The sequence below is a fragment of the Kineococcus rubinsiae genome, from assembly GCF_011839805.1.
Classification (GTDB): domain Bacteria; phylum Actinomycetota; class Actinomycetes; order Actinomycetales; family Kineococcaceae; genus Kineococcus; species Kineococcus rubinsiae.
Genome location: NZ_VWPY01000102.1, coordinates 1 through 5,773, shown reverse-complemented (window position 1 = coordinate 5,773; position 5,773 = coordinate 1). Strand labels below are relative to the sequence as shown.

The 5,773-nt window shown below is 77.8% G+C and carries 4 protein-coding genes and 1 pseudogene; all 5 read left to right on the top strand.

Going from position 1 to position 5,773, the window contains the following annotated elements:
• Positions 1 to 365: pseudogene (locus F1544_RS22890) on the top strand (hypothetical protein); the annotation flags it as partial.
• A gap of 267 nt (positions 366 to 632) precedes the next feature.
• A complete protein-coding gene (hpf, locus tag F1544_RS22885; protein WP_167588509.1) occupies positions 633 to 1,391 on the top strand; it encodes a ribosome hibernation-promoting factor, HPF/YfiA family in 759 nt (252 codons plus the stop codon).
• Positions 1,392 to 1,480: 89 nt separating this feature from the next.
• A complete protein-coding gene (locus F1544_RS22880) occupies positions 1,481 to 2,203 on the top strand; it encodes a response regulator (RefSeq protein WP_167588508.1) in 723 nt (240 codons plus the stop codon).
• A gap of 20 nt (positions 2,204 to 2,223) precedes the next feature.
• Positions 2,224 to 3,462 (top strand): winged helix-turn-helix domain-containing protein, encoded by a 1,239-nt coding sequence (locus tag F1544_RS22875; protein WP_167588507.1) that lies wholly within the window; start codon positions 2,224 to 2,226, stop codon positions 3,460 to 3,462.
• 58 nt (positions 3,463 to 3,520) lie between these two features.
• Positions 3,521 to 5,773, top strand: a 2,253-nt coding sequence (locus tag F1544_RS22870; protein ID WP_167588506.1) for a putative bifunctional diguanylate cyclase/phosphodiesterase, incomplete at its 3' end; no start/stop codon positions are given.

Below are 5,773 nucleotides of genomic sequence, written 5' to 3'. Positions count from 1 at the left end.
CCGCGAGCCGGCGCCGGCGCGGTGACGACCTGGTGGCCGACCTGGCGGCGCGCACGGCGCAGCTGCGGCGCCGGGCCGGGGCGCCGACCCGCGTGGCCCGGGTCCTGGCGCTGCGCCGGCGGGTCGCCGACCAGACCGACCTCGACGCCGACGGCCGCCGTCGCAACCTCGACGGGGCCCTGCGCGTGCGCGGTCCCGCACCCCGCGGACCCTGCGTGGTCCTCGACGACGTGGTCACCACGACCGCCACGGCGGCCGAGGCCGTGCGCGCCCTGCGCCACGCCGGGGCCGACGTCGCGGCCGTCGTCTGCCTCACCTGCGCCCGCCTCACGCTGGAGGACGCCTCCCGGCGTCTCGACGGGTGATCCCCAGCGTGGCCACGTGGGCAGCCGCGGCCCCGCTGGACTAGCGTTGCTGCATGGCAGCCCGATGCGGCAGGCCCCCGGCGGTGTCCGACGACGGACCCGGAGCTCGGGGCAACGGATGCGCGCCGACGGCTGCCATGCACCCCTCACCTCGTCCCGCCGACGCAGGTGCCCCCTGCCCGGGGGTGGTGCGCGGCACGAGGTGACGGTCCGAGGTGGGCCGGCTCCGGCCGCGCCCGCGACGCTCGAGGTCAAGGAGGCACCCCCGTGGAAGTTGTGGTCACCGGACGGCAGACCGAGGTCCAGGACAGGTTCCGTCGCCACGTCGAGGACAAGCTGGGGAAGGTCACGCAGCTGGCCCCGCGCGTCCAGCGCATCGACGTCGAGCTCTCCCACGAGAAGAACCGCCGCCAGGCCAGCGCCTGCGAGCGCGTGGAGATCACGGTGCGGGACAAGGGGCCGGTGGTGCGGGCCGAGGCCTGCGCGGACGACCCGTACGCGGCGCTCGACCTGGCCACGACCAAGCTGATGGAGCGGCTGCGGCGCTCGCGCGACCGGCGCAAGGTCCACCACGGCCGCCACCGCCCCGTCTCGGTGCACCAGGCGACCGCGGGTCTCACGGACGAGACCCTGCTGAACGTCCTGGATCCCGCGGTGCCGGTGGACGACCAGCTGGACCTGCAGCCCCCCGCGGACGGTGCCGCGCCGGACGACGAGGCCGCTGCGGCCGACGAGTCGCCCGTCGTGATCCGCGAGAAGGCGCACGAGGCCAGCCCGATGACGCTGGACCAGGCCCTCTACGAGATGGAGCTCGTGGGCCACGACTTCTTCCTCTTCGTGGAGGCGGGCAGCCTGCGCCCGAGCGTCGTCTACCGCCGCCACGGCTGGGACTACGGCGTCATCCACCTCGACGTGGTCCCGGGGGTCCAGGAGAGCCCCGCCGCGGCCGCCGACGCGGGAGACCGGGTGGGGCGCACGTCGTCCGACGCGGGCCTCGCCGCCGTGGTGGCCGCGACCGTGCGCTGACCCGCCGCCCCGGGCGGCGTGGTCGCGACGACCACGCGTGACACGCCGGTGCCCCGCCGTCACGACTGGCGGCGGGGCACCGTCATGCCATGCTCACCTCTCCCGCAGCCCCAGGAGGTTCCGTGTCGACGGCCAGCAGCAGCCGTGCCCCGGTCCGCGTCGTCGTCGTCGACGACCACTCGCTCTACCGCCGGGGTCTGCAGATGGTCCTCGCCACGGAGGACGACATCGAGGTCGTCGGGGAGGCCGGTGACGGCGCCGAGGCCCTGGCCCGCGTCGAGGAGCTCCTGCCCGACGTCGTCCTCATGGACGTCCGGATGCCCCGCCGCTCCGGGATCGACGCCTGCATCGACGTCAAGGCCGCCGCCCCCTCGATCCGCATCCTCATGCTGACGTCGTCCGAGGACGAGGACGACCTCTTCAGCGCCGTGCGGGCCGGGGCCAACGGCTACCTGCTCAAGGACGTGCCCGCCGAGGAGGTCGCCGACGCGATCCGCGCGGTGATGGCCGGCCAGACCCTCATCAGCCCCCGGATGGCCGGGATGCTGCTGGGCGAGTTCGCGGCGATGCGCCGCCGCGACGAGGAGCGCGCGGTCGCCGTGTCCGGCGTCCCGCGCCTGAGCCCGCGCGAGCTGGAGGTCCTGCGGCTGCTCTCGCGCGGCAAGGGCAACCGGGAGATCGCGGGCGACCTCGGCATCAGCGAGAACACCGTCAAGAACCACGTCCGCAACATCCTGGAGAAGCTGCAGCTGCACTCGCGCATGGAGGCCGTCGTCTACGCGCTGCGCGAGAAGATCGTCGAGCTCAACTGAGGGGGAGCGGGCAGGACGCGGTGGAGGAGATCAGCGCCGCGCAGGCGCGCCGGGCGGCGCTCGCCGCGCAGGGGTTCAGCCGCGCCCGCCCCGCGGACCCCGGCTCCGCCCACCTCACGCGGGTCCTGGACCGCCTCGGCGTCGTCCAGATCGACTCGGTGAACGTGCTGTGCCGCAGCCACTACCTGCCCTTCTTCAGCCGGCTGGGCGCCTACCCGGTGGCGTCGCTGGACCGCGCCGCGAACCGCCGCCCCCGCCGCCTCGTGGAGTACTGGGCGCACGAGGCGTCGTTCGTGGCGCCCGAGACGCACCGGCTGCTGCGCTGGCGGATGGCCCGCGCGGCCGAGGACTCCTGGGGCAGCATCGCGAGCATCGCCGTCGAGCAGCCCGGCCTGCCCGACGCGGTCCTCGAGCACGTCGCGGCCCACGGCCCCGCCACCGCCCGCACCCTGGAGGCGGCGCTGGCCCCCGCGGCGGCCCGCCCGACGGAGCACTGGGGCTGGAACTGGTCGGGCGTGAAGCGGGCCTGCGAGTTCCTGTTCTTCGCGGGCCGGCTCTCCTCCGCCGGCCGCACGCCGCAGTTCGAGCGCAGCTACGACCTCGTCGAGCGCGTCCTGCCGCCCGCGGTGCTCGCGCAGCCCGACCCCGACCCCGCGGACGCCGTGCGCGCCCTCGTGCGCACCGCGGCCCGCGCCACGGGCGTGGCCACCGAGACGACCCTGCGCGACTACTTCCGCCTGCGCCCCGAGCAGTCGCGGCAGGCGGTCGAGGAGCTCGTCGAGGCGGGCGAGCTGGAACCCGTCCGGGTCCGCGGCTGGGCCTCCAGCCTGCGCCGGCCGGCCTACCGGGCCGCGGGCGCCGTCGCCCCGCGCGTGCGGGCTCGGGCCCTGCTCAGCCCCTTCGACCCGCTCGTCTGGCACCGCGACCGCACCGAGGAGCTCTTCGGGGTCCAGGTCCGGCTCGAGTTCTACGTGCCGCGCGAGAAGCGGGTGCACGGCTACTACGTCCTGCCCTTCCTGCTGGGGGAGCGGATCGTGGCCCGCGTCGACCTCAAGACCGACCGGGCCGCCGCCGGGGGCGCGGGGCTGCTGCGCGTGCTGTCGGCCTGGGCGGAGCCCGGCGCCCCGGCGGGGACGGCCGAGGAGCTCGCGGAGGAGCTCGCCGAGCTCGCGGGCTGGCTCGGCACGGCCGGCGTCGCCGTCGGCGAGCGCGGCGACCTCGCCCCGGCGCTCGCGGCCGTGGTGGGCCGGGTGGGCTAGGGGCCCGTCACCCGGGCGGCGGCTCAAGTTCCGCGGCCCGGCTGCCGACGAGGCACCCGTGGACCTCCCCCCTCCCCGCACCGAGCAGGCCGTCGGCGCCGGCGACCTGCTCGAGCAGGTCCTGGCCGACCTCTCCCGCGCCACGAGCGAGCGCGACGTCGCCGCCCGCGCCGCGGCGCTGGTCGCCGACCTGCTGGACGCCGACCTCGTCGCCGTCTGCGAGGGGACCCGCGTCCTGGGCGCGGTGGGGGCCGGGACGGCCGTGCTGCCCGAGCGGGGCCTGGCGCGCGTGGTGCGCGACCGCCGCGGCTCCTTCGCCGTGCCCGGCGTGGGCCGCGTGCAGGCCGAGGCCGTCGACGTCCCCGGCCTCGCCGGCGCGTCCCTGGTCGTGGGCCGCCTCGAGGGCGCGGTCGCCCCCGCCCCGGACCCCTCGACCGTCGCGGCCCTGTCCGTGCTGGTGCGCGTGCTCGGCCTCGTCGTGCTCGGCCGCCGCGGCATGGAGCCCGAGCACTGGCTGCAGCGCGGAGACCGGCGCGACCCGGCCGAGCGCAGCCGCCTGCAGGACACGCTGCGCCAGCGGGAGCAGGTGCTCGCCACGTCGGTGCGCTTCCAGCGCGCCGTGACCTCGCGGCGGCCGCTGCCGGAGCTCCTGCTGCAGATCGCTGCCGGGACCTCCGAGCTATTGGGCCGGCGCGCGGTCGCCCTCGTCCTGGCCGACGTCCGCTCCCGCGGGGAGCTCCGCGTCGTCGCCGCCGTGGGGCGGCCCGCGCTGGACCCGGACCTCGTGCTGTCCGCCGCCCGCAGCGCCGGCTCGCCGCAGGAGGGCCCCGGCCCGGCCGCGGTGCCGGTGCTCGTGGACGGCCGCAGCGTCGGCGCGCTCGTCGTGGACACGGCCGGCGCGGGCGCGCTGGACGTCGTCGACGCCACGGTGCTGCGGGCCTTCGCCGAGCACGCCGGCCGCGCCCTCGGCTCCGCCGGTGGGCTGCGCGCCGCGCAGGTCCCGGCGGCCGACGACCTCACGGGCCTGCCCAACCGCTCCGCCCTCCTGCAGCACCTCGACGTCGCCCTGCGCGCCGGCCGCGCCGACGGCGCACCGGCCGCCGTCCTGCTCCTCGACCTCGACGGGTTCTCCCGCGTCGCGGAGGCGTTCGGCCGCGCCGCCGCCGACGACGTCCTCGCCCGCGTCGCGCGCCGCCTGCAGCGCTGCCTGCGCGCGGGCGACGTCGTGGCCCGCCTCGGCGGGGACGAGTTCGCGCTCGTCCTGCGCGACGCCCACCCGCACACCGCCGCCGTCCAGCTCGCCGAGCGCGTCCACGACGCGCTCTCCACGCCCCTGTGGGTGCAGGGCCGGGCCGTGCGCCTGAGCTGCAGCGCGGGCATCGCGGTCGCCGACGACGTCCAGCCCGCCGCGGAGCTCCTGCGCCGCGCCGACACCGCCCTGCACCGCGCGAGCGAGACCGGCGCGGGCCGCACGACGACCTTCGTGCCCGGCATGGCCGACGTCGCCCACCTGCGCCGCCAGCTGGCCGCCGACCTCGACCGCGCGGTCGCCGACGGGGAGTTCGAGCTGGCCTGGCAGCCCGTCGTCCGCCTCGCCGACGGCGCCGTCGTGCAGGTCGAGGCCCTGCTGCGCTGGCGCCACCGCGTCCGCGGCCTGCTCGCCCCCGAGGCCTTCCTCGCGGGCGCCGAGCAGTCCCCGGCCCTGTCGTCGCTGTGGCGCTGGCTCGTCCTGACGGCCTGCGAGCAGGTGGCCGGCTGGCGGGGGCGCGCGCCCGAGCTGGGCGTCAGCCTCACCCTGTCCGAGCGGCACGTCCTCTCCGGCCAGGCCGCGGCCGACGTCGTGGCGGGCCTGCGGGCCGCGCGGCTGGCCCCGTCGGCGGTCGCCCTCCACGTGCCCGTGTCGCTGCTGGCCCGCACCGGCGCCGCCGCCGACCTGGTCGCGACGCGGCTGGAGGAGCTGCGCCGCACCGGCGTTCGGATCGTCGTCGACGGGGTCGGGGCGGTCCAGCCCGGCGCCGGCGCCGAGGTGGGCACCAGCGGGTCGCTGGCGCCGCTGCGGCGGCTGCCCGTGGACGGTCTCGTGCTGGACGCCTCCCTCGTCGCCGAGCTCGACGGCCCGGACGCCGCCCCGGCGCGCGCCGCCGTCAGCACCCTGTGCCGGCTGGCGCAGGCGCTGGACCTCGCGGCGGTCGCCTGCGGCGTCGAGCGCGCCGAGCAGGTCCTCGCCCTCGTCGACGTCGGCTGCACCCTGGCGCGCGGCGGCCTGCTCGGCACGCCGCGCCCCGCCGCCCAGCTGGGGGCGCTGCTCGAC

What these genes read in the sequence shown, in the direction of transcription:
- F1544_RS22880 (WP_167588508.1), top strand. Translation starts at nt 1,481, where the DNA reads ATGCTCACCTCTCCCGCAGCCCCAGGAGGTTCCGTGTCGACGGCCAGC.